Raw genomic sequence first — 23,579 nt, 5'->3', positions numbered from 1 at the left:
GAGGCTTCTGCATGACGGGAGCTCTTATGGATCGTCATCGCCGGGCGTGTCCCGGAGACCCATAAACGCAGTCAGAGCAGGGTGAACGCCGGCGCGCCACGGCGCGCCGTGCAACGCGGCGCCTTTGGGTGGCCGACACGAGGCCGGACAGCCGAAAGAGATTTGTATACAATGGCTTGAGCTTTGCGGTTGGCGCCGTTTACAGCGCGCTTAACTCGCCTTCTGGTGCGCCCTGGCGGCGGCCTCTTCAAGCGCCTTGCCGACGCTCTCGGGCGAGGTGACTTCGGCGACGCCGATGTCGAAGTCGACCACGAACGGCGGTTGGCCGTCGCCAGCCTCGAAGGCGGTGCAGCCGATGACCGCGGCGATGCGCTCGCCGGCGGCGCGGGCCGCAGCCTTGCCGGTGGCGGGCAGGGCCAGGGCGAAGACTTCCTGCCCCAGGCGCGCGGCGGTGTCCTCGACGCGGACGAGACGGCCGATCATCGAGCCGATTTGTGGAATGGCGCGGTCCAGCCAGCCGCCGGCGCGCGCGGCCGAGACGTCGGTCCGCTCAGCGACCTTGAGCACGCAGACCGACAGCGGGCGGCCGCGGACGCGGGACGCCTGGGCCAGGCGGGCGACGTGGCGAGCGAAGAGATCGCGGGTGAAGAGGCCGGTGGCGGCGTCCATCAGGCCGGAGGTGCGCGCCATCTCCAGCGCCCGGCGGATCGCGGTCTGGCGGCGATAGCTGCGCGCCAGTTCGAGCACGCGGCGTGCCGTCTCGGTTTCCGGTGTCTCGGGAGAGGCCACGTCGGAGACGCCGCGATGGTAGGCCTCCGACATCGTCACGTAGCTCTCCTGGCGCATGTAGAGCAGCGCAGGCGTGTGGTAGAGCCGGGTGTTGCGGCGCATGCCGGCGGCGATGGACAGCGCCTCCTGGCTGGTGTCGCCGGCCCACAGCACCACAGCGTCGAACGGGCGCTCATGAAGGTAGTCGAAGGCGGTATAGGCGGTGAACGCGCCCACGACCTCGGCCCCGGAACGCGTCAGGGCGTTGGCCAGGGCGAGGAACTGCGGCGCCGGCTCGCCGATCGCCAGGACGTGGTAGGGTGCGGAGTCCGGCTCGGGCATGTCCAGCCGGCGGCCGCGGTCGGCGAAGGTCTCCAGCCTGAGCTCGAACTCTTCCTCGGCTACGGCGGTGCGCACCAGAGTCTCCAGCCGCATGACCATCTGGGCCGGATGCACCGGCGCTGCGAGGGTCAGGTCGAAGTCGTAGGTGTCAAGCTCGGGACCGGGATCGCCGATGGCGATGACCGGTAGGCGGCGCGGGGCGCAGGCGGCCTTCAGGCGCCGCGCCATGGTCAGGGCCTCGTGACCGCCGCTGGCCAGGTCGACGATGGCGGCTTCGACGTTGAGGTCGGCCAGCGCAGCGACGGCGGCGTAGGGGCCACGTGCCGTGACAGTGCGCCAGCCGAGCCGGTCCAGGCCCTCGGCCAGCGGTCCGGCCACCGCGTCGTCCCGTGCAACGATCAAGACTCGCGCCTGGACGCCCGCCGTCATTCGCTTAAACCCTGGCCTCTCGGTCGCGCGCCCGCCCAGGCTGGGCGGGAATCGACGTGCGCCACAACTATACAGGCGCAAGGCGAATGGCACAGCGACGCCGAGTCGCAAGCCTGTGGAGGAGAGACGGGATGGAGCAGATTCTGAAGGGGCAGGTGGCGGTGATCACCGGCGCATCGGGCGGGTTGGGCGCGCATTTCGCGCGCGTGTTGGCCCAGGCAGGGGCTTCGGTGGCGCTGACCGCGCGGCGGCTGGATCTGGTCGAAAGTCATGCCGGGGCAATCGCCGGAGACGGTGGCCAGGCGATGGCGCTGAAGCTGGATGTCGCCGACGCCGCGGCGATCGGGCCGGCTTTCGACGAGGTGGAGACGGCGCTGGGGCCGATCTCGATCCTGATCAACAACGCCGGGGTCGGCGGCGAGGGGCTGGCCCTGGACCTGTCGATCGAGGAGTGGGACCGCACTTTCGACGTCAATGTCCGTGGAGTGTTCTTCGCAGCCCAGCAGGCGGCCAAGCGGATGATCGCCTCCGGCGTCGCCGAGCGCGGCGAGGCGCGCATCGTCAACATCGCCTCGATCGCCTCGCATACGGTGCTGCCGGGGCTGTCGGCGTACTGCGCCTCTAAGGCCTCGGTCGCGATGCTGACCCGCAGCCTGGCCCGCGAATGGGCGCGGAAGGGGATCGCGGTCAACGCCATCTGCCCCGGCTATATCGAGACCGACATCAATTCCGACTGGTTCAAGACCGAGGGCGGCCTGAAGCAGATGAAGGGCTTCCCGCGGCGGCGGCTGATGGACGCCGCGGACCTGGACGCCTCGCTGCTGATGCTGAGCGGGCCGGCAGCGCGGGCGATCACCGGGACGGTGATCACCATCGACGACGGCCAGTCGTTGCCGGGCGGCGGCTGAAGCCGTTGGCTGACGGCGCGTCATGATCGCTAGGTTTGGGGCCGCTAGCTTCGGGCAAGGAAACAGGGAGACGTCGTATGGGTAAGGGGCCGCTTTCAGGGCTGAAGGTCATCGAATTCGCCGGAATCGGCCCGGGTCCGTTCTGCGGCATGCTGCTGTCCGACCTCGGCGCCGACGTCGTGCGGATCGACCGCAAGGGGCAGGGGCGGTCGTCGCCCGCCGACATCACCAGCCGCGGGCGCCGCTCGATCGGCCTCGACCTTAAGAATCCCGCCGCCATCGAGACGTGCCTGAAGCTGATGGAAGGCGCGGACGCGGTGTTCGAGGGCTTCCGGCCGGGCGTCATGGAGCGCCTGGGCCTGGGCCCCGAGGTCGCCCTGAAGCGCAATCCGAAGCTGGTCTATGGCCGGATGACCGGCTGGGGCCAAACTGGACCGTACGCCAACGCCGCCGGCCACGACATGAACTACATCGCGATCACCGGTGCGCTGCATGCGATCGGCACGGGCGACAAGCCGATCCCGCCGCTGAACCTGGTCGGCGACTTCGGGGGCGGGGCGCTGTACCTGGCGTTCGGCCTGCTGGCCGGGGTGCTGAATGCGCGCGCGACCGGCGAGGGCCAGGTGATCGACTGTGCGATGAGCGACGGCGCGGCCTCGCTGATGGCGATGTTCTACGGCTTCAAGGCCAGCGGCATGTGGAAGGACGAGCGCCGGGCCAACCTGCTCGACGGCGGCGCGCACTTCTACGACACCTACCAGTGCGCCGACGGCAAGTGGATCTCGATCGGCTCGATCGAGCCGCAGTTCTACGCGCTGCTGCTGGAGAAGACCGGGATCAACGACCCGGCCTTCGCCGCCCAGATGGACCGGGGCGCCTGGAACGACCTGCGCGACAAGCTGGCCCACGTGATCGCCCAGAAGACCCAGGCCGAGTGGTGCGAGATCATGGACGCCACCGACGTCTGCTTCGCGCCGGTTCTCGACCTCGATGCGGCGCCCAAGCATCCGCACAACGTGGCGCGGCAGACCTTTGTGGAGTTGGGCGGGGTCGTGCAGCCTGCGCCGGCGCCGCGGTTCTCGGCCACGCCTGGGGAGATCCAGGGTCCGCCGCCGGCGATCGGCGCTCATGACCGCGAGGCGCTCAGCGACTGGGGCTTCTCGACCGCCGCCATCGACGAGCTCAAGGCGGCCGGCGCCCTGGCTGGATAAGACGGCCGGATAACAGAAAGGCCCCGAAGCGCGAGCATCGGGGCCTTCTTCACTGGGCTTCGAGCGAAGCTTACTTTTCCGGCGCGCCGATCGTCTTCAGCTCCGTCACCGAGACCTTCTGAGCAGCGTGCTCCTCGGCGCCGAGCGGGATCAGGCCGCGCTGCTGCAGATAGCCGCCCTTGCCGGTCGCCGCGTCCGAGACGAACGCGTTGACGTATTCGCGCAGTCCCGGAATGACGCCGATATTGGCCTTCTTCACGTAGACGTAGAGCGAGCGCGACACCGGATAGGTCCCGTTCGAGATGGTCTCGAAGGTCGGGGCGACGCCATCGACCGTGGCGGCCTTCACGGTGTCGAGGTTGTTCTCAAGGAACGAGTAACCGAACACGCCGATGGCGTTCGGGGTCTTGGTCAGGGTCTGGACGATGGCGTTGTCGTTCTCGCCGGCGTCGACCCAGGCGCCGTCGCTGCGGATCGTGTGAGCCTTGGCCTTGAACGCGTCCTCGTCCTTCTCGCGCAGGGCCTCGAGGGCCGGAAGCTTGCGGGCCCCCTTTTCGAGGCCAAGCTCGACGAAGGCGTCGCGGGTGCCCGAGGTCGGCGGCGGGCCGTAGACCAGGATCGCCTGGGCCGGCAGGCCCGCGTCAACGTCCTTCCAGGACTTGGCGGCGTTCTTGGCGAAGCCTTCGCCCTGCGGCAGTTCGGCGGCAAGGCCGCGATAGACCTGGTCGATCTTGAAGTTGTAGGTCGGGCCGCTCTTGGCGTTGGCGATCACGATGCCGTCATAGCCGATCTTGATCTCGACGATGTCGGTCACGCCGTTGGCGGCGCACTGCTCGAACTCCGACTTCTTGATCGGGCGGGAGGCGTTGGCGATGTCGGGGAAGCCCGCGCCCGTGCCGCTGCAGAACAGCTTGAAGCCGCCGCCGGTGCCGAGGCTCTCCACCTTGGCCGGGCGCCCGCCCGTGGTCTTGGCGACGTTCTCGGCGACGCGGGTGGCGAAAGGGAACACGGTAGAGGAGCCCGCGGCCCACACTTGATCGCGGCCGCTGGCGCTGGGTCCCGCGGCCTTTTCGGCACCGCCCTTGGGGGCTTGCTGACCGCAGGCGCTGAGCGCGACGGCGGCGACGGCGAGATAGGCGAAAGTCTTCATGGTCTGGCTCCGCTCCGGTTCGGCAGAGGCGCTAACATTGTTGTTTGACGGTTCTGTGAAGGTCGAATGACGAACGCGTGCGGGCTGAACAGGTTCTACGAACGGCGTTCAGCGGGGGTTCAGGCCGCATGGCGCATCGTAAGGCACGGTCGATCGTCGTCACTCCCGTCCCTCGATACGGCGACCGACCGGATGGCATGACACGCCCATCGGCGGCGCGTCGGTTCCCAGCAAGGACCGGCGCGCCGTTCGTGTGGAGAGATCATTGCTTGCGCCGCGGGGCGAGCTTCAGCACCTTCCGCGCCATGTCGCTACGGCAACGAATCCAGCGCGTTCGCGAGGCGGACTGGGACCCCTCGCACTGGCTGCGCCTGGCGGTCCTGATCACCGGCCGCGCCATGCGCCGCCTCTGGGGGCGGGACGTCATGCTCTACACGGGCGGCGTCTCGTTCTTCATCATGCTCGCGGTGTTCCCGGCGCTGGCGATCGGGATTGGGCTTTACAGCCTTCTGGCCGATCCGAACGAGGTGGCGCACCAGGCGGAGGCGCTGGCGCGGCTGATGCCCTCGGGGGCGCAGGCGATCTTCCAGGCCGAGCTGGAGCGGCTGGCGCAGACGCCGTTCCATTCAGTGTCTGCGCAAAGCGGGGTGGCGCTGGTCGTCGGCGGCTATGCCGCGCACCGCGGCTTCAAGGCGCTGCTGGCTGGATTGTCGTTCATTCACGACGAGGCGGCGCCGCGCAGCTTTCTTCAGTTCAACCTGCTGGCCCTGGCCGTGCTGATCGCCGCCTTCGCGATGCTGGCGTTCTTCTCGGCGATCTTCTTCTACTTCCGATTCATCGCCGCGGCGTTCGGCCTCAAGCCCCTGGCGGGGGTCTCGTGGCTCTACAGCGAGTGGACCTGGGCGAGCTTCGGCCTGACCTTCGCGATGACGCTGATCTACCGGTTCGCCATGTCCAGCCGGCCGGTGGCGTGGCTGCCGTCGATCCTCGGCGGGGTGTCGGCCGCAATCCTCTGCCTGCTCGTATCCTGGGCCAGCGCCTTCTATGTCGAGCAGGTGGCGCACCTGGGCGCGACCTACGGCTCGGTCGCCGCGGTCGTGGTGTTCCTGATCTGGCTGTCGTGGAGCGTGAACGCGGTATTCTTCGGCGGCGCCTTCGCGACCGAGATCGAGATCGTCCTGCGCGAGCGCGAGCGGCGTCTGCCCGCCAACGGGACTATGGCCGCGCGACCAGAAAACTAAGGACGCCGTCGCGCTCGCCAGTCTCGACGACGACGAAGCCGGCGCCGTTCGCAAAGTGCGGGACGTCGATCCGGGCCAGCGGATCGTCGGCCAGCAGCCGCACTTTCACGCCCGGCGAGGCGTCCTCCAGCGCGCGCCGCAGCCGCAGGGTCGGCACCGGGCAGCGGTGGCCGCGGGCGTCAACGGTGATCTCGTCGGTAAACATCTTGTGCGGCCATACAGCCAGAAGGCGCTGAACCCAAGCGGCGCCGTCGCGTTGTCGCTCACTTACGCCAAACGACGGGGGAGGGCGCATGACCGGCAGCTTCACAACCAACGTGCCCGCGCGGCTTGATCGGCTCCCCTGGAGCCGGTTCCACTGGCTGGTGGTGGCGGCGCTGGGCATCACCTGGATCCTCGATGGGCTGGAGGTGACGCTGGTCGGGTCGCTGTCGCCGGCGATCTCGGAGGGGCTGGGGCTCACCACGACCCAGATCGGCCTGTCGGGCAGCGCCTACATCCTGGGCGCGGTGCTCGGCGCTCTGGTCTTCGGGCGGCTGACCGACACGTTCGGGCGGCGGCGGCTCTTCACCATCACGGTGGCCGTCTATCTCATCGCGACGATCGCCACCGGCTTCGCCTGGGACTTCTGGTCGTTCCTGCTGTTCCGGTTCCTGACCGGGGCCGGCATCGGCGGCGAGTACGGCGCGGTGAACTCCGCCATTCAGGAGCTGATCCCTGCGCGGCGGCGGGGGTACACCGATCTGGCGATCAACGGCAGCTTCTGGTTGGGCGCGGCGCTGGGGGCGATGGGATCGCTGATCGTGCTCGACCCGAACCTCGTCGATCAGGCCTGGGGCTGGCGGCTGGCCTTCATCATCGGCGGCCTGCTGGCGCTGATCGTGATCTGGGTCCGCCGCTACATCCCCGAGAGCCCGCGCTGGCTGATGACCCACGGCCATCCGGAGGAGGCGCTGGCGGTCGTCGAGGGGATCGAGGCGCGGATCGAGCGGGACACCGGCCGGTCGCTCGGCCCGACCAGCGAGTTGCCGACCCTGCGGCTGCGGCCGATGCGCACCTCGTGGTTCGACATCGCCCGCTCGCTGGTGGTGCGGCACCCCAAGCGTACCGTCCTGGGGCTGGTGCTGATGGCCACCCAGGCCTTCTGTTACAATGCGATCTTTTTCACCTACGCGCTGATCCTGACGAAGTTCTACGACGTGCCGGCCGCCTCGATCGGCTGGTTCATCCTGCCGTTCGCGGCGGGGAACTTCCTGGGGCCGCTGCTGCTCGGCCACTTCTTCGACAGCGTCGGGCGCAAGCCGATGATCGCCCTGACCTATGGTCTGGCGGGAGCGCTGCTGTGCGCCACGGGCTGGATGTTCTCGGCCGGGCTGCTGACCGCCACGACGCAGACCGCGGCCTGGACGGTGATCTTCTTCTTCGCCTCGGCCGGAGCGAGCGCCGCCTACTTGACGGTGGGCGAGAGCTTCCCGCTAGAGACGAGGGCGGTGACCATCTCGCTGTTCTACGCGTTCGGGACGCTGCTGGGCGGGGTCGGGGGACCGGCGCTGTTCGGGGCCCTGATCGACAGCGGCGAGCGCAGCCAGATCTTCTGGGGCTACCTGTTGGGGGGCGTGCTGATGTTGAGCGCGGCGGTCGTGGAGCTGTTCCTGGGCGTCGCAGCCGAGCGCAAGCCGCTGGAAGAAGTCGCCCCGCCTCTGTCGGTGCTCGACGACGCGCCCTAGTCGGGCCAGATCGCGGGCGCAGCGCCCAGCGCCGTCGTCGGCCGCGCCCACCGCGCCGGCGTCGCCGACATTCGCACGGGCGGGCGCAGATGTCGTACGCCACCGAATCCCGATGGGGAGTCGATCCGCCAGCCGTCTATCTCGGCGGGTGTCGCGGGATGAATGGCGGCGAGATCGCTTGCGGACTTCAGGCCCAGACCGCGCAGCCAGGTCGCCGTCTGCACCAACGACACGCGAACAAGATAGCTTCCTCCAAAGCGGGCTCGCCGTTCCAGCGCGACCAGCGTGCCGAAGGCGGCGAGGAAGCCTGTGGTGTAGTCGGCGACCGCGGCCGGCTGCAGCTTGGGCGGACCATCGCCGCCGTGAATATGGACCATGCCGGTGACCGTCTGTGCGAGCTGCTCCCAACCGGGGCGGCCGGCCCAGGGACCTTCGTGCCCATAGGCGTTGATCGAGGTGTAGACGATCCCCGGCCGCAGCCTGGCGAGGTCGAGCGGGCCGAGGCCCAGCCGTTCCAGCGCGCCCAAACGATAGCCCTGGCTGAACACATCCGCCTGCGCGACCAGAGCCTTCAACTGGGCGAGCTGGGCCGCGTCCTTCAGGTCGAGCCAAGCCGCCAACTTGCCGTGGCCGACGTCGCTGACGAAGAACTCAGTGGCCGGAAGGTTGGGGGAGGCGACGTAGAGGACGTCCGCCCCGTGCTGAGCCAGGGTCTTGCCGCAGGTCGGGCCGGCCAGCACCCGGGTCAGGTCCAGGACGCGAACCCCGGATAGCGGCGTCTCGCCGTTACCGGGCAAGGGCATGGGCGGGCCGTCTGCGATCTTCACGATCTCGACGACGGGCCGGCCGGCGAGGATGCGGCCTTGTTCGGAGGCGTCCCATTCCTCGGGCGTGCGGACCATCGCCCCACAGACGCCGGCGTCGGCGATCGCGTTCTCAAGATCGAGCGCATTCCACTTCAGCGCCTCGGCGGCGACTGCGGCGGTGTCGGCGGGCGAGCCCATCAACTGGTGCAGCTTGGCGGCGCTGTCAGGGAAGCTCGGATGCAGGAAGACGTGGCGGCCGTCCTTGGTGGGGAAGAACCCCATGGCCGGCGTGCCCCGGCCGCCGCCGGCGGCGTCGTCTGGCCGCGAAGGCGGGGCGCGGTCGGGGTCTTCGAACACCTGCAGAGCGAAGCTGATCAGGGATGCGCCAGCCTCCCGGGGTGAGACGCTCACCTGCTGTGTCTGGCCCGTGCGGAGCGTCCAGAGGTCGGCGGCCATAGCCCCGACCGCGGCCAGCGCCGCAGCGGCGCCGGCTTCAGCCTGGAAGCGCGTGGCCATGGCCGCCGGTTCGTCCTCGATGCGGACGAAGGCGGGTCGCGGGCGGCCGGCCAGCCGCATCAGGTGTTCGAACGCGTCGTCGGCTGTGGTCATCGCCTGTCTTCCGGTGTGTGGATGGTCAGTCGGCGAACACCAGCTCGGCGGTCTCGGCGGGCAAGACCCGATAATCGCCGACCGCCAGATCGTCCGGCAAGCTCAGCCCGCCGATGCGGTCGCGGTGCAGCGCCGCTACGTGATTGCCGACCGCGGCGAACATCCGCCTGACCTGGTGATAGCGGCCTTCTTCGATGATCAGCCGGGCCTGGCGCTCGCCGAGCGGCTCCAGGGTCGCCGGGAGCAGGGGCTTTTCTTCGCCTTCGAGCATCAGCGTTCCGGCGGCGAAGATCTCGCCCTCGTGGCCTTCCAGCGGGCGGTCAAGGTCAGCGATGTAGCTTTTCTTCACATGGCGGCGCGGCGAGATCACCCGGTGCAGGAAGTCGCCGTTGTCGGTGATCAGCAAGAGCCCGGAGGTTTCTTTGTCGAGCCTGCCGACGGTCGACAGCGCCGGGTCGCGCACTCGCCAGCGCGGCGGCAGCAGGTCGTAGACGCGGTCGCCGTACTCCTTATGCGAACAGACCACGCCAAGCGGTTTGTGCATCATGATCACCATCGGCGGCGGCGGATCGACCGGCCGGCCCATGACCAGCATGCGCTCGGGCAGATCGGCGCCGATGGCGATCCGCGCGCCGGCGTCGCTCAGCGCCACGCCGTCCAGCACGATCCGGCCGGCGGCGACCAGTCCGTGCATCTCCTTGCGGCTGCCGTAGCCGAGATTGGAGAGCAACCGGTCGAGCCGCATGGTCGGCGTCTTGCTCATTTGCGCGCCTCGTAGATCTTGTAGCCGCCGCCGTCGGCGACCAGCGTCACGGCCTTGAACGCTTCAGTGAGCGCCGCCTCATAGGGCAGGTGCCGGTTGGCGGTCAGCCAGAGGCGGCCGCCCGTACGCAGGCTGTCGGCGGCGGCGCGGATGAACGCCTGTCCCAGCCGCCGGTCTTCCTGGCCGCCGTCGTGGAATGGCGGGTTCATGACCACGAAATCGAGGTCGGAGAGGGCCTTGGCGGCGGTCCGGACGTCGGCCCAGACGAAGCTGGCGCGCGAGTCGACGATGTTGTGCTCGGCGCACTCGACGGCGCGGCGATCGATGTCGATCAGGGTCAGGGCGGCGACGGCCGGCGAGGTCAGCACTGCACGCGACAGCCACCCGACGCCGCAGCCGAAATCGGCCCCGCGGCCGCTCAGCGCCGGCAGGTGCTGGAGCAGGAGTTCGCTGCCCGGGTCCAGTCGATCCCAGCTGAACACCCCCGGCTGCGACCAGAGCCCGCTGGGGAGGATGCGGGGCGCGCCCTCGGCGATGGCGGGGGCGAGCGCGAGAGAGACGTCCGGGCGCTCGACCTCGCAGATCCGATGGTGGCGGCGGGAAGTCTCGGCGACCTCGCAGCCGAGCGCGGCAAGAGTCTTTTTCAGCCGCAGCCCACCGCGGTCCTTCGGCGCGGCCGCAGCGAGCGCGCCGCCTGGACGCAGGACGCGCAGAGCCTGGGCCAGGAGGTATCGCGCTTCGATGGCGCCGCCGGGGACGAGTAGGGCGAGCTCGTCCTGGCTGGCGTCCGCCAGGCTGACGATGTCCGTAGATCCAGGGATCAGCGGCGACAGCTGCGCGGCCCCCTTGGGCGTCTCGATAACGTCGGGCGGCGGATTTCCGTAGACGGCTGAAGGCAAGGGCTGGGTCCGGGGGATCGTCGAATCTGTTGCGGCATCTGTAGCCCGTCGCAATCGGACACCGAAGTTGAGTTGGCGGCGACATCGGACGGGTTCAGGTGTCTTCGCATGGCGAGCATCCATCCGACAGCCGTTGTCGCACCCGGCGCGCAGATCGACCCGAGTTGCGAGATCGGCCCCTATGCGGTGATCGGCCCCGACGTGCGCATGGGACCTGGCAATGTCGTCGGGCCGCATGCGGTGCTCGACGGCCGTAGCGAGATCGGGGCGGACAATCGCTTCATGGCCTCGTGTTCAATCGGGGCCAGCGCGCAGATCACCGGCCGCGCCGTCGAAGCGGGGCGACTGCAGATCGGCGACGGCAACGTGTTCCGGGAGTTCGTGACGGTCCATGCGGGCGGCGACTCGATCACCGTGATCGGGGCGCGAGGACTGTTCATGGCCACCGCGCACGTCGCCCATGACTGCGTGGTCGGCGACGACGTGGTGATGGCCAACGGTGCGACGCTGTCAGGGCATGTCGTCATCGGCGACCGGGCGCAGCTCAGCGGTCTCTGCGCGGTCCACCAGCACGTGCGGATCGGCGAGCTTGCCTTCGTGGCCGGCGGCGCGATCGTGACCCAGGACGTCGCGCCCTACTGCCTGGTGCAGGGTGATCGTGCGCGGCTGGTCTCGCTGAACGCGGTCGGCCTGCGCCGGGCTGGATGGGCGGCTGGCGAACTCGCTTCGCTGAAGCGGGCCTTCAAGCTGGTGTTCCACGGCGGCGGCGTCCTGTCCGAGCGCCTGGCCGCGGCCGAACGCGACGCCGAGGACGACCATGTCCGCCGGCTGATCGCCTTCATGCGGTCCAGCGCGCGCGGGGTGATCGCCACGCCCCGGCGGAATCTTCCAGCTGCGGCGTAAAGCGCCGCGCTAAGCCCCCGCTTGCTGTTTGTCCCGCAATGGGCCAATTCGTTGGCCCGTGCCCGGGGGGCGAGTCCGGATTGCACCACATTCCTGTGGAACTGGTCCGCGCTTGGTTGTGGAATCGCCGGCGGCCACGGCAGGGACGTACGAGGAGTTTTGCCAACATGTCAGTGTCAGCCCCGAACGGAACGCGCCCGGCGGTCGCCCAATTGAAGCCCCGGATCGTCGTGTTCGGAGTCGGCGGCGCCGGCGTGAACGCGGTCAACAACATGATCGAGCAGGGGCTGGAGGGCGTCGACTTCGTCGTCGCCAACACCGACGCCCAGCAACTGTCGCTGTCGCTGGCCAGCCAACGGATCCAGCTGGGCGTGCAGGTCACCCAGGGCCTGGGCGCCGGGGCCAACCCCAACGCCGGCCTCAGCGCGGCCGAGGAATCCGCCGAGGATATCATCCGCTACCTGGACGGCGCGGACATGGTGTTCATCACCGCCGGCATGGGCGGCGGCACCGGGACCGGGGCTGCGCCGTTCGTGGCCCGCTGCGCCCGTGAGCGCGGCATCCTCACCGTCGGCGTGGTCTCCAAGCCGTTCCGATTCGAGGGCCGTCACCGCATGCGCCTGGCGGAGGCCGGCCTGCAGGAGCTGCAGCAGTACGTCGACACCTCGATCATCGTGCCGAACCAGAACCTGTTTCGCGTCGCGACCGAGCAAACGACCTTCGCTGAAGCGTTCGGGATGGCCGACCAAGTTCTGCATTCCGGCGTCCGCTCGATCACCGACCTGATGGTGCTGCCCGGCCTGATCAACCTCGACTTCGCCGACGTGCTCAGCGTCATGGGCGGCATGGGCGCGGCGATGATGGGCACGGGCGAGGCGAGCGGCGCGGACCGCGCCGCCGTGGCCGCCCAGAACGCCATCCAGAACCCGCTGCTGGACGAGACCTCGCTGGCCGGGGCCAAGGCCGTGCTGATCAACGTCACCGGCGGCACCGACATGACGCTGCTGGAAGTCGACGAGGCGGCGAACGTCATTTCCGACCAGGTCGACCCGGACGGCAACATCATCTTCGGCGCGGCCTTCGATCCGTCGCTGGAAGGCAAGTTGCGGGTGTCGGTCGTCGCCACCGGAATGAATTCGGCGAACGGCCGCGACGCGGCGCCTGCGCCGGCGTCCGCCGCGGCCCCGGAGGCGGCGTCTGCCCACGATGCGGCGCCGGGCGCGACGCCGCGTCGGTTCTGGTGATCGCGGCGGCGCCTAGAACGTAAAGGTCAGGCCCATCAGCGGGCCGCTGAACGAGGCGTCGTAGTCGATGCGGTCGCCTTCCCACTTCGTGGAGTAGAAGCGGTAGCCGGCCTCGGCCGTGATCAGGTCGTTGAACCGGTAGCTCAGGTAGGCCTGGACCTCGTAGAGGCTTTCGGACGAAACGCCGAAGCCGCCGGCGGCGGCCAAGCCGATCACTCCGAAATGTTCGCCGATCATGGTCTTGCCGCGGACGCCGATGACCGGGTCCCAGAGATCTTCCTTGGCGCCGAAGTCGATCTGGCGGTTCGGGGTGCTGACCGCGACGTCGGCGTCGATGCCGAGGTAGTGGGCGCCGCCGAGGATGTCGACCGAGGCTCGGTCGGTCTCGTAGGCGCGCCAGTAGCCGACGATCATGCCTTTGGTCCCCGAGATTGTCACCTTGCCGTCAGCGTCGGGCAGGGGGCCGGCGGCGATGTCCTTGTCGGCCTCGACCTCGTAGTAGGTAAGGTCGCCGAGCACCCCGAACTTGCCGTAGCGGACGTCGGCCGAGCCGGTGAACGCGCCTGACAAGCCGATGTCGTCGAAGTTCACCTGAACGTCGGGATTGACCGTTGGACGCGAACCGCCGCGGCCCGAGGCCAGAGACACATCGCCCGTCGGGAACGCGATCCAGACATAGGGCGTGATGGCGACGGTCCAGTCGTCCTCTGCGTGAGCGGCGGCGGGAAGCCCGGCCGTCGCGGCCAGCAAGGCGAGTATCCCGATCCTGCGCATTTTGCGTCTCCTGGCGAAGCTTCCGGGAGATTGGGCCATGCCGCCGGGCGATGCTGTCCGGGTAAGACCCTAGACGAGGTGCGCGGACGACCTATTCGACTGGCTTGCGCAGATAAACCTCGTGATCGAGTTCGCCTTCCCATTTGGCGACGGTGACGGCGGTGGAGAGGTCGCTGGTGGCGCTGGTTATGGTGCGGGTCATGTCCAGCAGTCGGTCGAAGGGCAGGATGAACCCGACGACCAGGGCGGTCTGCTCGGCGCCCAGACCGATGACCTGCAGCACGGCGGCCAGCATGAACAGCGAGGCCGAGGGCACCGGGGCGGTGCCCAGCGCCACGACAGTCGTCGCCAGAGCCAGCATCACGTACTGCGAAAAATGCAGGTCGATGCCGAACGCCTGGGCCGAAAGCACGGCCAGCAGGGCGACGTAGAGGGCGGTGCCGTCCATGCTGAGCGTGACGCCCAGCGGCATGGCGGTCGAAGTCACCGCGTGGCTGACGCCGAGGTTCTTCTCGGCGACCCGCATCGCGACCGGCAGGGTGGCGGCGCTGGACGAGGTCGAGAACGCGATGGCGACGACGTCGGTGATGTCGCGGAAGAACGGCAGCACCGGCAGCCGCGCGACCAGCCGCACCAGGCCGCCGTGGATGATCAGGGTCTGGAAGGCGCAACCGAGCACCAGCGCCGCGGCCAGCTTGAGGACGTGGACGAAGGCGCTCGGACCTGTCGTGCCCATCACCCAGGCGACCAGGGCGAAGACGCCGAAGGGCGCCACCTCCATCACGAAGCGCACGATCTGCAGCATGATGTCGGCGCCCATCTGAAACAGGCGGCCGACCGGCTCGGCGCGCGGCGCGATGGTCAGGATGCCGAGGCCGACCAGGATGCCGAAGAAGATCACCGACTGGACGTTGCCTTCGGCCAGGGCGGCGATCGGATTGGTAGGGATGATGCTGATCAGGTGCTCGCCGAGGCTGGGCGGCGCCTTGGCGATCTGGGCGGGGGCGGCTCCGGCGAAGTCCATGCCGACGCCCGGCTGGAAGATCACGCCCATCGCCATGCCGACGCTGACGGCGATGACCGTGAGGGTCAGATATAGAGCGAGGGTCTTGGAGCCGATGGCGCCCAGTCGTTTGGGATCGCCCATGCTGGCGATGCCGGAGACGATGGAGAAGAACACCAACGGCGCGACGACCATCCGGATCAGCCGGATGAAGACATCGCCCATCCATTTCAGCTGCACCGACGCCTCGCCGAGCGCCAGGCCGACGATCGTGCCGAGCGCCAGGGCGATCAGGATTCGCTTCCATAGGACCACGCCGAACCAGTAGCGGCGCAGCAGGGCGCCGGCGCCGCGCGGAGCGGGGCTGGCGTCGGCCGCGGTGCGGGCGTCTTGCTCGGTCGCCATGAGGTGTTCCCAAGGTGCGGGGCGTGTCGGCCGCCGACGATAGTTGCGGCCGCGCTGGACGCTAGTGCGCCGCGCGGCCGCAGGGTCAGTTGCAGGAGCCGGCGGTCGGGGCGTGCAGTACGCCCGCGCCAGGCAGGGCGTCGGTCGGCTTGCCGTCGCGGACGACGAACTTGCCGTTCACCAGCACCTGCTCGGCGCCGACCGACAGCAGTTCGGGCTGCACGTAGGTGGCCTTGGGGGCGTAGGTCGCCGGATCGAGCACCACCACGTCGGCGTAGTAGCCCGGCTTCAGGTAGCCGCGGCCGGTGAGGCCGAAGGTGTCGGCGGTAAGACCAGTGCTGCGGTGAACGAAGTCGGCCATGGAGACCGTCTTCTCGGCCTTGACGTACTTGGCGTACTTCTCGGCGAAGCTGGCGTACTTGCGCGGGTGACCCTCCGAGCCGTCGGACGAGGTCATCACCCAGGGCTGGCGCATGAAGGCTTTGATGTCGTCTTCACTCTGGTTGAACGAGGCGACGCCGGCGTCGCCGCGCTGGAGCAGGCGCACCGCCGCCTCGATCGGATCGACGTCCCAGGCCTTGGCGATCTGCGCGAGGGTCTTGCCCTTGGCCTCGTCGACCGGCGTGCGCGTCAGCAGGAGGGAATCGGGCCCGCCGCGGCGACGCATGTTCTCGGCCATTTCGGCGCGAATCTTCGGTCCGAGCGTCGGGTCGGAGAGGCGCTTGAGCATCGCCGCCTCGCCGTCGACCTGCGCCCAGCGGGGAAGCAGGGCTGCGGAAAGCCCGGTGCCCGACGCGGCCCACGGATACTGGTCGGCTGTGACCTTGAGGCCGGAGGCCTGGGCGGCTTCGACCATCTTGATGATCTCGCCGGCCTGGCCCTGGACGTCGACGCCCAGCGCCTTGATGTGGCCGATGTGGACCGGGATGCCGGCCCCGCGGCCGATGTCGAACACCTCCTGCACCGCGCCCTTCAGGCCGATCGTGTACGAGGACTCGTCGCGGATGTGGCTGTCGTAGGTCCCGCCGCGCTTGGCCGCTTCCTTGGCGAGCGCGATGACCTCCTCGGTCTTGGCGTAGCTCTGCGGCGGATAAAACAGGCCGGTCGAGAGGCCGAGCGCGCCCTCGCACATGGCCTTGGCGACCATGCCCTTCATCTGCTCCAGTTCGGCGGCGTTCGGGGCGCGGTCGGAGTCGCCCAGCACGCGTTGGCGCAGGGTGCCGAAGCCGACATAGGTCGCCACGTTCGTGCCGACGCCGTTCTGCTCGAGCTTGGCGAAAGTGTCCTTGACCTCGGGCGCGGCGCGGCCGTCGCTGCCGACGAAGACGGTCGTCACGCCCTGCATGGCGGCAGCCAGGTTGCGGCGCGTGTCGGCGTCCGTCGACGAGAGGTCCTCGAAGTAGTGAGTGTGGGGGTCGATGAACCCGGGGGCGACGATCTTACCCTTGGCGTCGATCGAGGTGGTCGCGGTGATCTTGGCCTTGGCGGCGTCGCCGACGAAGACGACCTTGCCGCCGGAGATCGCGACATCGGCTGTGACGCCGGCGCCTTGGCCGCCGTCGTAGACCGTCCCGCCCTTGATCAGCACGTCGACCGCCCGGCCCGGCTGAGCGTGGGCGAACGCGCCCGCCGACAACGACAGGACGCTGGCTCCCGCCAGGGCGACTAGTTTGGACGTCTTCATCACAGCTCTCCCCCGAAACTCATGCGCCGCCGGCGCCGATTCACACTCTCGCGCCGGGTCGGCGCAGCCGCCATCGTCAGTCGCTTGGCGCGGCCATAGCCTGCGGGCATGGCGTCCCCCAGAAGCCCGGCGCCGCGGGGGTGAGCTTGCCGGCCTCCAACCGCACGCCCCCCACGTGATCGGCCTTGAGCCACAAAGGTCCGTCGAGATCGACGAACTCCGCCTCGCCGGCCAGCAGCAGGGCCGGGGCGATGGACAGCGAACTCGACACCATGCAGCCGATCATCACGCCGAATCCGCGGGACCTGGCCGCAGCCAGCAGGTCGAGGGCTTCGGTCAGGCCGCCGGTCTTGTCCAGCTTGATGTTCACGACCTGATACCGGCCGGCGAGATCGTCCAAATCAGCGGCGACATGGCATGATTCATCGGCGCAGATCGGAATTGCGGGATTGAAGCCGGAGAGCTGGTGGTCCTCTTCGGCGGGCAGCGGCTGTTCGACCAACGCGACGTTCAGCTCTTGCAGCACGGGCTGGATGTCGCGCAGCAGTTCGAAGGTCCAGCCCTCATTGGGATCGACGATCAGCTGCGCGTCGGGAGCCGCCGCGCGGACGGCGCGCAGGCAGGCCTCGGGTTGGACCGCATCTACCTTCACCTTGATGACCGGGGCGCCGTTCATCGCCGCTGCGGCGCGGCCCATGGCCTCCGGCTCGTCGAGGCTGACCGTCAGGGCGATGACTACCGGGGACGGTTCGGGTTGGTGCAGCAGCTCGGCGACGCTGCGTCCCGCGAGCTTAGCCTCCAGATCCCAGAGCGCGCAGTCGATGGCGTTGCGCGCGGCGCCCGGAGGCAAGGCGCGCATGAGTTCGATTCGGGTCATGCCGCCCCGAACCGCTTCGGCGACGGACTCGATTTGGGCGAGCACGCTGTCGAGGGTCTCGCCATAGCGGGCGTAGGGAACGGCCTCGCCGTGTCCGATATGGCCGTCGTGCCCGACGTCGACGGCGACCACGTCGGCCGCCGTCTTCACCCCGCGCGAGATGCGGAACGGCGCGGCTAGCGGCCAGTGTTCGCGGCGAGCTTGGAAGGTTCGAAGCATTCGATCAGCCTGTCGACGATGAGATGGACGCCCATGGAGACCGGGTCCTGGGCGGGGAGGCCGAGCAGGTCGCTGGCCTCGGCGCAGGCGCGCTGGGCGGCTTCCGGGGTCATTCCCGAGGTGTTGAGCGCCACGCCCACGGCGATCACGTCGGGGCTGGTGAGCCGGGCGGCGGCGAGATTGGCCTCCAGACAGGTCTTGAGGTCGGGCAAGGCGCGGCCCGGAAGGCCCCGCATGCTCTCGCGGCCCGGCTGATGGCAGATGACCAGGGCGTCGGCCTGGGCGCCGTGCAGCAGGCCGAGCGAGACCCCGGCATAGGAGGGATGGAAGAGCGATCCCTGGCCCTCCAGCAGGTCCCATCCGCCGTCGTGGCGGGCAGGCGAAATCTGCTCGGCCGCGCCCGAGATGAAGTCGGCGATCACCGCGTCGATCGGGACGCCGGACTGGGCGATGAAGATGCCGGTCTGGCCGGTGGCGCGGAAATCGGCCTTCAGACCTCGGGCCTGCATCTCCTTCTCCAGCGCCAGCGTCGTGTACATCTTGCCAACCGAACAGTCGGTGCCGACGGTGAGCAGACGCATGCCGGCGCGAGGGCGGCCGTTGCCAACGGGAATATCGGCCGGCGGTTCGCGCACGTCGAACAGCTCAAGTCCGCCCGCCGCCGCGGCCTCGACGATTTCGGAGTGGTTGCGAAGCCGGTCATGCAGGCCGGAGGCGACGTTGAGGCCGGCGCGCAGCGCGGCCACCACGTCGGCGACGATTCCCGGGCCCATGATCCCGCCGGCGTTGGCGACGCCGATGATCACGGTCTTGGCGCCCTGGGCCTTGGCTTCTTCGAAGCTCAGGGGAGGCAGGCCGAGGGTCTGGTTGCATTTCGGGCCGCGAAATTCCCCGACGCAGGCCTGCGGACGCCAGACCGCGACGCCGCGCGAGGTCTTCACCGACAGCTCGTCCTGGGAGTCGCCGAGATAGAGGAGAAACGGGGAGGGGATCATCAACAGCTCCAGACCAGCCGGGGCGCGCCCGGCGGGCTGGATCATGTCGTGCAGCCGCTCCCGCGATAGGTCAAAGACTGGGCTGCGATATAGCCGCCGGTTATGTGTACCGCTCGGCGAGGGTCTGCTGCAGGACCGCAATGAAGTCTCGCGCAGGGCGTGAGGGCGGCCGGTCTTCTAGGTAGATGCAGTGGACGCCGAAGGTCACTTTTGGAGTCAGCGGGCGGAAATCGAGCTCGGGGCTCAGGCTGGCGCGGGCGGTGAACTCGTCGACCACGGCGACCCCCGCGCCGTGCCGCACAAGGGCGGCGGCGACATAGTAAGTCTGGACGAATATGCGCTCGCTCCGGCCAGGGTCGTCCTGCACGACTTCGCTGGCGAAAAGTGCCCCGACAGGGCCGCTGCCAGCAAGGCTGATCAGGTCGCGGTCGCGGGCGGCGTCGAGGCTCAGACGCTCCGGCGCGTCGGGCATCTCGTCCTTGCGATAGAGCATGACGAGTTCGCCCGAGCCAATGCGGACGTCGGCCAGGCGGGGGTGGCGGGGGGTGTCGTAGGCGACGGCCAGATCACTGTTGCGTTCGTACAGCGCCTTGAGGATGTCGTCGTTGTGCAGGGTGTGGATATCAAAGGAAACATTAGGCCGTTGCTGGCGAAAGCGGGCGACGGCGGCCGGCGCGACGCCGAGTCCGAGCGAGGGCAGGACCGCCAGCCTGATGTGCCCATCGCCGCCGGCCCGCAGGTTCCGTGTCGTCTGCCGAAGAGATTCGATCCGGCCGTAGATGTCGTCGACCTCGCGGAACAGGGTGTGCGCCTCATCGGTAGGCACGAGGCGCCCTTTCACCAGGCGGAACAGTCGAAAGCCGATCCGGCTCTCGGCGTGCTTGAGCACCTTGCTGACCGACGGCTGGGAGACGTTGAGGGCGCGGGAAGCGGCGCTGACGGAGCCGGATTGATAGACCGCGTGAAACACTTCGATGTGGCGCAGGTTCATCGACGAACCCGGAACTGTGACCATGACCATTTCCCCTCAACGCCGCTGAAACCCCGGTGCGCAATGACGTACGCGTCGGGAGAGGGCGAAAAACGCGACTGCGGAATAGCCGATCAATCAACGACGCCGCACGGGGCATCTGCAGCACCCGGAGGAATTAGACAACCTCGGCCACCCATGAGCTCTGGTTATGGGCTGAAGAAGCCTTCGACATTGGCGTCACGGGGTCGCCGACCAAAGGTCCGCGTCGACAAGACGACGAGCGCCAGCAAGCGCCGACGGGCATCGACGAGGGGACCATGCGAAACACTACGACTACCAACGGCCGGGCCGCGGCCGGCAGCCGGCTGCGGAAGACGGCTCTGGCGGGGGCCAGCAGCCTGGCGGTGGCCTGTATGATGCCGGCGGGGCCGGCGCTCGCCCAGGACCTGGTCGACGAACTGGTCGTCACGGCCAGCCGGGTGAATCGCTCGGGCTTCGATGCCCCGACCCCGACCACCGTGGTCGGGACTGAAAACCTGCAGGCGGTTGCGGCGACCAATGTCGCCGACATGCTGAACACGTTGCCGACCTTCGGCGGCGGCACGACAACCTCGCACAGCTCGCAGAACGCGGGGGCCAACTTCCTGAACCTGCGCGACCTGGGCAACAACCGTACCCTGGTCCTGGTTGACGGCCGCCGCCACGTGCCGACGACCTCGAGCGGTCTGGTCGACATCAACGTGATCCCGGCCTCCCTGCTAGGCCGAGTCGAAGTGGTCACCGGCGGCGCGTCCGCGGCCTGGGGCTCGGACGCCGTGGCCGGGGTCGTGAACCTGATTTTCCGCGAGGACCTTGAGGGCCTCGAAGGCCAGGTCCAGGGCAGCACCAGCCAGTACAAGGACAATGAGGAATTCAACGTCGCCCTGGCCGGCGGCTTCCGCTTCGCCGGCGGCCGCGGTCACTTCATGGCCGCGTCTGAGTTCGTCGACATGAAGGGCGTCGGCGCCGACCGTGACTGGTTCCGAGAGCACCAGCAGGTCATCGCCAACCCGGCCTATCGCGCCGGCAACGGCCAGCCGCAGAACCTGCTGGTCCCCAACGTCACCGCCTCGGTCGCGACCCTGGGCGGCCTGATCACCGACGGACCGCTGAAGGGGCTGCAATTCCTGTCCGGCGGCGTCACCGCCCCGTTCCGATATGGCAACAACGTCGGCACCCAGTACCACACCGACGGCGACGGCCTTTATCCGGGCGACATCATCAGCCTGATGACCCCGTTGACCCGGGCCAACCTGTTCACCCGCACGACCTATGACGTCACCGACAACGTCGAAGCGTTCATGGAGGCCTCGGTCGCCTATGCCGAGACGACCTTCAACCTTTCGACGTCCTATGACCTGGGCACGCTGACCATCCGCCGCGACAACGCTTACCTGCCGGCCAACGTCGGGGCGCTGATGGACGCCAACGGCATCTCGACCTTCCGGATGGGCCGCTTCAACCGCGACATCGCCTTCAACGTGGTCGACAACAAGAACGCCACTTCGCGCATCGTCGTCGGGCTGAAGGGCGACTTCGGCGACGGCTGGAACTGGGACGCCTACTACCAGTACGGCCAGAACCGCTACGCGGCGCGAATCTTCAACAACCGGATCGCGGCCAACTTCACCAACGCCCTGGATGCGGTGATCAACCCGGCGAACAACCAGATCGTCTGCCGCTCGACCCTGAGCGCGCCGGGCAACGGCTGCGTGCCGATCAACCTGTTCGGCGAGGGCTCGCCGTCGGCCGCCGCGATCGACTACGTCACGGGCAGCCAGCACCTGGTCGCCAACATCGAGCAGCAGGCGGCCGCCGCCAGCCTGTCGGGCGAGCCGTTCTCGACCTGGGCCGGCCCGGTGTCCATCGCCACGGGCCTGGAGTACCGCAAGGACTCGGTCGAGCAGCGCGTCGACGCCATGGCCCAGGCCAGCCTGTTCTCGATCGGCAACCCGAAGGCGATGAAGGGCTCCTATGACGTGCAAGAAGCCTTCGTCGAAACCGTCATTCCGCTGGCCAAGGACATGGCCTTCGCCCAATCGCTGGACTTCAACGGCGCCGTGCGGGCGACCAACTATTCGACCAGCGGCACCGTCTGGACCTGGAAGGCGGGCTTCACCTACGAGCCGTTCGACGGGCTGAAGTTCCGGGCGACCCGTTCGCGCGACATCCGGGCTCCCAACCTCTCGGAACTCTATTCGTCCTACGTGCTGACCTTCTCGTCGATCACCGATCCGGTCACCGGCCGGCAGTCGACGGTGCGCTCGCCACAGCAGGGCAATCTGGCGCTGCAGCCGGAGGAGGCCGACACCTTCACCGCCGGCATCGTCTATGAGCCGGCGTTCGCGCCGCGCCTTCGGCTGTCGGTCGACTATTACGACATCGACCTGCAGGGCGCGATCTCGACGCTGACCGGGCAAGGCATCGTCAATCGTTGCGCGGCCGGCGCCGCCGACCTGTGCCGCTTCATCACGCGCAACCCGGACGGTTCGCTCAACGAGGTGATGCGGACCTTCATCAACCTGTCGAGCATTCAGGTGCGCGGCGTCGACACCGAGGTCAGCTACTCCACGCCGCTATCGAACATCTTCGAGGCCGTCGATGGCGACCTGACCCTACGTTTCCTGGCCAGCTATCTCGACCGCTACGTCACCAATGATGGGGTGACGTCGCTCGATACGGCCGGCGAAGTCGGCAACAACCGGCCGCACTGGCGTTGGACCGCCAGCGCGTCCTACGAGAACGGCCCCTTCAAGGGCTACCTTCAGGGGCGCTATGTCGGCGAAGGCGTCTACGACGTCGAGCAGACCTATGACGACGCCCATGTCGACAGCCAGTTCGTGACGACCGCGTCGGCCGCCTGGAAGATCAGGGACGACGGTGCGCGTTCGCTCGAAGCCTTTGGCGTGATCAGCAATCTGTTCGACGTCGATCCGCCGGTGTCGCCGAACACCTTCATCTTCGGCAGCCCAAACTCCGGCGCGGCGCACGACATCGTCGGACGCCGGTTCACGGTGGGCCTGCGCTTTACCTACTGACAATGTAGAGCCCGCAGCCTGGTCTCAAGCGACCAGGCTGCGGCGGCTTCACCTCGAAGAAGCCGGCGCGGGCTTCATGCGGCGGCGGCCGGCGATCAGGGTCGCCGTTCCCGAGGCCAGCAGCGCGGCCGAGCCGATCATCCAGGGGCAGTGCGGCTGGCCGGCGGCGCCGCAGATGACGCCGAGCTCCGCCACGCCGCGAGCCGCGAGCCAAGCCATCTCGGCGCTCACGGCCGCGCCGACGAGCATGGCCGCTCCAGCGGCGGTGATCAGGTCCGACTTCAGCTGTGTCATAGCGTCCTCACTGGGTGGCGTGCAGCCATAAGAACTAGCCGTCCGAGCGGCGCCTTGACCGAAATCAATGCCCCTACGGCAGGGGCCGGCCATCTCCCAGGTGCTGTCACCATGACTCGCTTGGGGGACCATGACTACCTTGCCGGCTCCAGAGAGCAGAACGCCGCGCGACGCGGTCCTTCTGTTCATCACAACGGGGATCTGCGCGTTCGCAGCGCTCCTCGCCACCGCCTTCACCGAAGACCCGCTGTTCCGGCTCCAGGGCTGGATCTTCCTGG

19 protein-coding genes and 1 pseudogene are annotated in these 23,579 nt (G+C 68.6%); 7 read left to right on the top strand and 13 right to left on the bottom strand.

The features are described 5' to 3' along the window. Positions 1-210: 210 nt before the first annotated feature. Positions 211-1,539 carry a diguanylate cyclase domain-containing protein gene (locus tag GGQ61_RS03755; RefSeq protein WP_183769925.1) on the bottom strand — a complete coding sequence of 443 codons (1,329 nt, stop codon included), beginning with the start codon at positions 1,537-1,539 and terminating at the stop codon, positions 211-213. Positions 1,540-1,670: 131 nt separating this feature from the next. Between GGQ61_RS03755 and GGQ61_RS03750 the strand changes: the two genes are divergently transcribed. Further along, on the top strand, positions 1,671-2,447 hold the full coding sequence (locus GGQ61_RS03750; protein ID WP_183769924.1) for an SDR family NAD(P)-dependent oxidoreductase: 777 nt from the start codon (positions 1,671-1,673) through the stop codon (positions 2,445-2,447). 77 nt (positions 2,448-2,524) lie between these two features. Next, positions 2,525-3,658 carry a CaiB/BaiF CoA transferase family protein gene (locus GGQ61_RS03745; RefSeq protein WP_183769923.1) on the top strand — a complete coding sequence of 378 codons (1,134 nt, stop codon included), beginning with the start codon at positions 2,525-2,527 and terminating at the stop codon, positions 3,656-3,658. Between the two features lie 70 nt (positions 3,659-3,728). On the opposite strand, the gene GGQ61_RS03740 is transcribed toward GGQ61_RS03745, so the two are convergent. Further along, positions 3,729-4,808, bottom strand: a complete 1,080-nt coding sequence (locus GGQ61_RS03740) for a substrate-binding domain-containing protein (protein WP_183769922.1) — start codon at positions 4,806-4,808, stop codon at positions 3,729-3,731. A gap of 269 nt (positions 4,809-5,077) precedes the next feature. Between GGQ61_RS03740 and GGQ61_RS03735 the strand changes: the two genes are divergently transcribed. Continuing rightward, entirely contained in the window at positions 5,078-6,049 is a 972-nt protein-coding gene (locus tag GGQ61_RS03735) for a YihY/virulence factor BrkB family protein (protein ID WP_343056011.1), read from the top strand. On the opposite strand, the gene GGQ61_RS03730 is transcribed toward GGQ61_RS03735, so the two are convergent. After that, positions 6,024-6,254, bottom strand: a complete 231-nt coding sequence (locus GGQ61_RS03730; RefSeq protein ID WP_183769921.1) for a sulfurtransferase TusA family protein — start codon at positions 6,252-6,254, stop codon at positions 6,024-6,026. The two genes, GGQ61_RS03735 and GGQ61_RS03730, sit on opposite strands and share 26 nt — an antisense overlap. 88 nt (positions 6,255-6,342) lie before the next feature. Between GGQ61_RS03730 and GGQ61_RS03725 the strand changes: the two genes are divergently transcribed. Then, entirely contained in the window at positions 6,343-7,776 is a 1,434-nt protein-coding gene (locus GGQ61_RS03725; protein ID WP_183769920.1) for an MFS transporter, read from the top strand. Here the strand turns inward: GGQ61_RS03725 and GGQ61_RS03720 are convergent. Genes GGQ61_RS03720 through GGQ61_RS03710 form a run of 3 tightly spaced genes read right to left on the bottom strand, consistent with a single transcriptional unit; the run spans position 7,773 to position 10,853 of the window. After that, entirely contained in the window at positions 7,773-9,191 is a 1,419-nt protein-coding gene (locus GGQ61_RS03720) for a CoA transferase (protein ID WP_183769919.1), read from the bottom strand. The genes GGQ61_RS03725 and GGQ61_RS03720 overlap by 4 nt on opposite strands. Before the next feature lie 25 nt (positions 9,192-9,216). Further along, positions 9,217-9,954, bottom strand: coding sequence for a pseudouridine synthase (locus GGQ61_RS03715; RefSeq protein WP_183769918.1), 738 nt, complete (start codon positions 9,952-9,954; stop codon positions 9,217-9,219). Continuing rightward, positions 9,951-10,853, bottom strand: coding sequence for a class I SAM-dependent methyltransferase (locus GGQ61_RS03710; RefSeq protein ID WP_246370439.1), 903 nt, complete (start codon positions 10,851-10,853; stop codon positions 9,951-9,953). The genes GGQ61_RS03715 and GGQ61_RS03710 overlap by 4 nt, the downstream gene beginning before the upstream one ends. 108 nt (positions 10,854-10,961) lie before the next feature. Here GGQ61_RS03710 and lpxA point away from each other — a divergent pair, with 108 nt between their 5' ends. Together lpxA and ftsZ are read left to right on the top strand one after the other, a co-directional pair. Beyond that, the gene (lpxA, locus tag GGQ61_RS03705) at positions 10,962-11,756 is read left to right on the top strand and encodes an acyl-ACP--UDP-N-acetylglucosamine O-acyltransferase (protein WP_183769916.1); all 795 of its coding nucleotides are present in this window, start codon (positions 10,962-10,964) and stop codon (positions 11,754-11,756) included. A gap of 167 nt (positions 11,757-11,923) precedes the next feature. Continuing rightward, positions 11,924-12,991: pseudogene (gene ftsZ, locus GGQ61_RS03700) on the top strand (cell division protein FtsZ); the annotation flags it as partial. A gap of 21 nt (positions 12,992-13,012) precedes the next feature. Here the strand turns inward: ftsZ and GGQ61_RS03695 are convergent. From GGQ61_RS03695 to GGQ61_RS03670, 6 genes are all read right to left on the bottom strand, one after another. After that, the gene (locus GGQ61_RS03695; RefSeq protein ID WP_183769915.1) at positions 13,013-13,774 is read right to left on the bottom strand and encodes a porin family protein; all 762 of its coding nucleotides are present in this window, start codon (positions 13,772-13,774) and stop codon (positions 13,013-13,015) included. Positions 13,775-13,865: 91 nt separating this feature from the next. Beyond that, positions 13,866-15,182, bottom strand: coding sequence for a dicarboxylate/amino acid:cation symporter (locus tag GGQ61_RS03690; protein WP_183769914.1), 1,317 nt, complete (start codon positions 15,180-15,182; stop codon positions 13,866-13,868). Between the two features lie 85 nt (positions 15,183-15,267). Further along, complete coding sequence (locus GGQ61_RS03685) at positions 15,268-16,866, bottom strand: N-acyl-D-amino-acid deacylase family protein (protein WP_183769913.1); 1,599 nt, start codon at positions 16,864-16,866, stop codon at positions 15,268-15,270. 76 nt (positions 16,867-16,942) lie between these two features. Further along, entirely contained in the window at positions 16,943-17,962 is a 1,020-nt protein-coding gene (dgcA, locus tag GGQ61_RS03680) for an N-acetyl-D-Glu racemase DgcA (protein ID WP_183769912.1), read from the bottom strand. Beyond that, complete coding sequence (gene dgcN / locus GGQ61_RS03675) at positions 17,920-19,002, bottom strand: N-acetyltransferase DgcN (protein ID WP_246370438.1); 1,083 nt, start codon at positions 19,000-19,002, stop codon at positions 17,920-17,922. The genes dgcA and dgcN overlap by 43 nt, the downstream gene beginning before the upstream one ends. Before the next feature lie 55 nt (positions 19,003-19,057). Next, positions 19,058-19,972, bottom strand: coding sequence for a LysR family transcriptional regulator (locus GGQ61_RS03670; RefSeq protein WP_221220819.1), 915 nt, complete (start codon positions 19,970-19,972; stop codon positions 19,058-19,060). Between the two features lie 275 nt (positions 19,973-20,247). On the opposite strand from GGQ61_RS03670, the gene GGQ61_RS03665 reads away from it, so the two are divergent. Then, the gene (locus GGQ61_RS03665) at positions 20,248-23,007 is read left to right on the top strand and encodes a TonB-dependent receptor plug domain-containing protein (RefSeq protein ID WP_183769911.1); all 2,760 of its coding nucleotides are present in this window, start codon (positions 20,248-20,250) and stop codon (positions 23,005-23,007) included. Between the two features lie 48 nt (positions 23,008-23,055). Here GGQ61_RS03665 and GGQ61_RS03660 read toward each other — a convergent pair whose 3' ends face one another. Further along, the gene (locus GGQ61_RS03660) at positions 23,056-23,301 is read right to left on the bottom strand and encodes a hypothetical protein (RefSeq protein WP_183769910.1); all 246 of its coding nucleotides are present in this window, start codon (positions 23,299-23,301) and stop codon (positions 23,056-23,058) included. Positions 23,302-23,579: the final 278 nt, after the last annotated feature.

Source organism: Phenylobacterium haematophilum (genome assembly GCF_014196295.1).
GTDB classification, from domain to species: Bacteria; Pseudomonadota; Alphaproteobacteria; order Caulobacterales; family Caulobacteraceae; genus Phenylobacterium; species Phenylobacterium haematophilum.
The sequence above is the reverse complement of the archived record's forward strand: the minus strand, read 5'-3'. Positions and strand labels throughout refer to the sequence as shown.

What these genes read in the sequence shown, in the direction of transcription:
- GGQ61_RS03755 (WP_183769925.1), bottom strand. Translation starts at nt 1,539, where the DNA reads ATGACGGCGGGCGTCCAGGCGCGAGTCTTGATCGTTGCACGGGACGAC.
- GGQ61_RS03750 (WP_183769924.1), top strand. Translation starts at nt 1,671, where the DNA reads ATGGAGCAGATTCTGAAGGGGCAGGTGGCGGTGATCACCGGCGCATCG.
- GGQ61_RS03745 (WP_183769923.1), top strand. Translation starts at nt 2,525, where the DNA reads ATGGGTAAGGGGCCGCTTTCAGGGCTGAAGGTCATCGAATTCGCCGGA.
- GGQ61_RS03740 (WP_183769922.1), bottom strand. Translation starts at nt 4,808, where the DNA reads ATGAAGACTTTCGCCTATCTCGCCGTCGCCGCCGTCGCGCTCAGCGCC.
- GGQ61_RS03730 (WP_183769921.1), bottom strand. Translation starts at nt 6,254, where the DNA reads ATGTTTACCGACGAGATCACCGTTGACGCCCGCGGCCACCGCTGCCCG.
- GGQ61_RS03725 (WP_183769920.1), top strand. Translation starts at nt 6,343, where the DNA reads ATGACCGGCAGCTTCACAACCAACGTGCCCGCGCGGCTTGATCGGCTC.
- GGQ61_RS03720 (WP_183769919.1), bottom strand. Translation starts at nt 9,191, where the DNA reads ATGACCACAGCCGACGACGCGTTCGAACACCTGATGCGGCTGGCCGGC.
- GGQ61_RS03715 (WP_183769918.1), bottom strand. Translation starts at nt 9,954, where the DNA reads ATGAGCAAGACGCCGACCATGCGGCTCGACCGGTTGCTCTCCAATCTC.
- lpxA (WP_183769916.1), top strand. Translation starts at nt 10,962, where the DNA reads ATGGCGAGCATCCATCCGACAGCCGTTGTCGCACCCGGCGCGCAGATC.
- GGQ61_RS03695 (WP_183769915.1), bottom strand. Translation starts at nt 13,774, where the DNA reads ATGCGCAGGATCGGGATACTCGCCTTGCTGGCCGCGACGGCCGGGCTT.
- GGQ61_RS03690 (WP_183769914.1), bottom strand. Translation starts at nt 15,182, where the DNA reads ATGGCGACCGAGCAAGACGCCCGCACCGCGGCCGACGCCAGCCCCGCT.
- GGQ61_RS03685 (WP_183769913.1), bottom strand. Translation starts at nt 16,866, where the DNA reads ATGAAGACGTCCAAACTAGTCGCCCTGGCGGGAGCCAGCGTCCTGTCG.
- dgcA (WP_183769912.1), bottom strand. Translation starts at nt 17,962, where the DNA reads ATGCTTCGAACCTTCCAAGCTCGCCGCGAACACTGGCCGCTAGCCGCG.
- dgcN (WP_246370438.1), bottom strand. Translation starts at nt 19,002, where the DNA reads ATGATCCAGCCCGCCGGGCGCGCCCCGGCTGGTCTGGAGCTGTTGATG.
- GGQ61_RS03670 (WP_221220819.1), bottom strand. Translation starts at nt 19,972, where the DNA reads ATGGTCACAGTTCCGGGTTCGTCGATGAACCTGCGCCACATCGAAGTG.
- GGQ61_RS03665 (WP_183769911.1), top strand. Translation starts at nt 20,248, where the DNA reads ATGCGAAACACTACGACTACCAACGGCCGGGCCGCGGCCGGCAGCCGG.
- GGQ61_RS03660 (WP_183769910.1), bottom strand. Translation starts at nt 23,301, where the DNA reads ATGACACAGCTGAAGTCGGACCTGATCACCGCCGCTGGAGCGGCCATG.